At 33.1% G+C, this 1,771-nt stretch carries 2 protein-coding genes and 1 pseudogene; all 3 read left to right on the forward strand.

Going from position 1 to position 1,771, the window contains the following annotated elements; translation table 11 throughout:
• Positions 1-366, forward strand: a pseudogene (locus A6E03_RS18175) (hypothetical protein); the annotation flags it as partial.
• 28 nt (positions 367-394) lie between these two features.
• Entirely contained in the window at positions 395-1,123 is a 729-nt protein-coding gene (locus A6E03_RS18180; protein WP_065601451.1) for a hypothetical protein, read from the forward strand.
• The coding region (locus A6E03_RS18185; RefSeq protein ID WP_065601452.1) for a hypothetical protein at positions 1,110-1,771 on the forward strand (662 nt) is incomplete at its 3' end. The genes A6E03_RS18180 and A6E03_RS18185, both read left to right, overlap by 14 nt.

Here is a 1,771-nt window from a genome sequence, read left to right on the forward strand (position 1 = left end):
GTCGTTGTATGTTTGATTGCAGTTGTTTTTGTTGGTCCCATGGCGTTCATTGGAGCAGGGGCGAGTGCGTTACTTTCATTCAAATTGGTTAACTTTAAATTAAAACCTATGATGTTTGAAACGTTGTATTTTGATGAGTCAGTGATAATTAAATCATCAAAAATAAACTATATAACGATAGTTCCAAATGCTCAATTATTACTGTCATTGGATGGTATTTTTTGCAATAAAAAAAATGCAAATGATATTTTCAATATCTTGAGGGATTTTTATCCAAATGGTCATTTTTATGAGGTAGAGGAAGAAGATGATATTTATTCCCATTATAAATATAAAGAGTTCTTACATCCAATGGTTCAGGATTGACGTGAAGTTGTAAAGGATACGTTAAATAATGCATAATAAAGACAATGAATTAGAACTTGAGCGTGAGCTTCATGAATTACCAATTATTTATCAATGGGAAGCTATAAGGTGTGATAGGGCTAGTTATGCTTTGCGCTGGATGATTGCTATTGGCTCGTCATTAATTGTTTATGGAGGTCTATATTTACTTATTAAAGAAAGTGAGGCGATAATTCCATTATTGCTAATGGGCATAGCTATGGCATTAGTATCGCGTTATTTATTTCTGGCAGATAATCAGCATCATTATTTTCTAACGAAAAAAGGTATTCACTTTACAACAGAGCAGATAATTCCTGAAATGGCCTATAAAGTGATGAGAGGTTTTGCTTGGTTTGGTGTGGCGGTAAGTTTTTTTGCTGTCACTACAATAGGACCTATGGCATTTGTTGGGGCAGGAGCTTGTGCATTACTGTCATTTAAAATGATTGGTTTTAAATCAGTACCTCGCAGTTCTTTTGTATATTTCGTAGATGAATATACTGTATTTGATATTCAAAAAGAAAATACTTTTTCAATAATAAGTCATCCACATAATATATATGATTCATGCTATAGCTTGTATTATTTTCTTGAAGATAGAGATGAAATAAAAAAACAATTACTTCAGGTGATTAAAAAAAGTCACTATAAAATAATCAAACATCCTGATGATATTTATACCAACGGTCCATTTGAATCCTCTGAGAATCTGAGCATCAATCATGCTAACTCATAAAGACATAGACAATAACGATAAAATAGAAACCATGAGAATGGCCTTATACAACGAAGAAGTGCTTTATGAGTATGAAACCATAGAGCATCAATATTTGGGGTATTTTGCGGCAGCCGGTTTTTTCAGTGTGATGCTTTGGTTTTTATATGATTTTAGTGATGATGGAATAGACGCAGGTGAAGCCATTATATTTGGTGGTGGTGGAACCATAATGACACTATTTTTAATTTTTTTTGCATCAGCCGATATAAAACGGATTTACAAGTTCACTAAAAATGGAATAGTAACCGAGCAGGCAGATGTGGTACCAGAGTATGCATATCAATGCATACGAATGATAGGTCGAGTGGGGGTCGTTGTATGTTTGATTGCAGTTGTTTTTGTTGGTCCCATGGCGTTCATTGGAGCAGGGGCGAGTGCGTTACTCTCATTCAAATTGGTTAACTTTAAATTAAAACCTATGATGTTTGAAACGTTGTATTTTGATGAGTCCGCGATATTTAAAGCAAACAAAGAAAATTATATTGATATCACACCAAACTCAACGTTGTTTTTGTCATTGGATAGTATTTTTTGTAATAAAGATAATGTAGATGATATTTTTAATACTTTAAAAGAATTCTATCCAAATGGTCATTTTTATGAGGT

Origin of the sequence: Aliivibrio sp. 1S128 (assembly GCF_001691065.1) — a bacterium.
Lineage (GTDB): Bacteria > Pseudomonadota > Gammaproteobacteria > Enterobacterales > Vibrionaceae > Aliivibrio.

Excerpts from the sequence above, each read along its gene's own strand:
- A6E03_RS18180 (WP_065601451.1), top strand. The coding sequence starts at position 395 with ATGCATAATAAAGACAATGAATTAGAACTTGAGCGTGAGCTTCATGAA.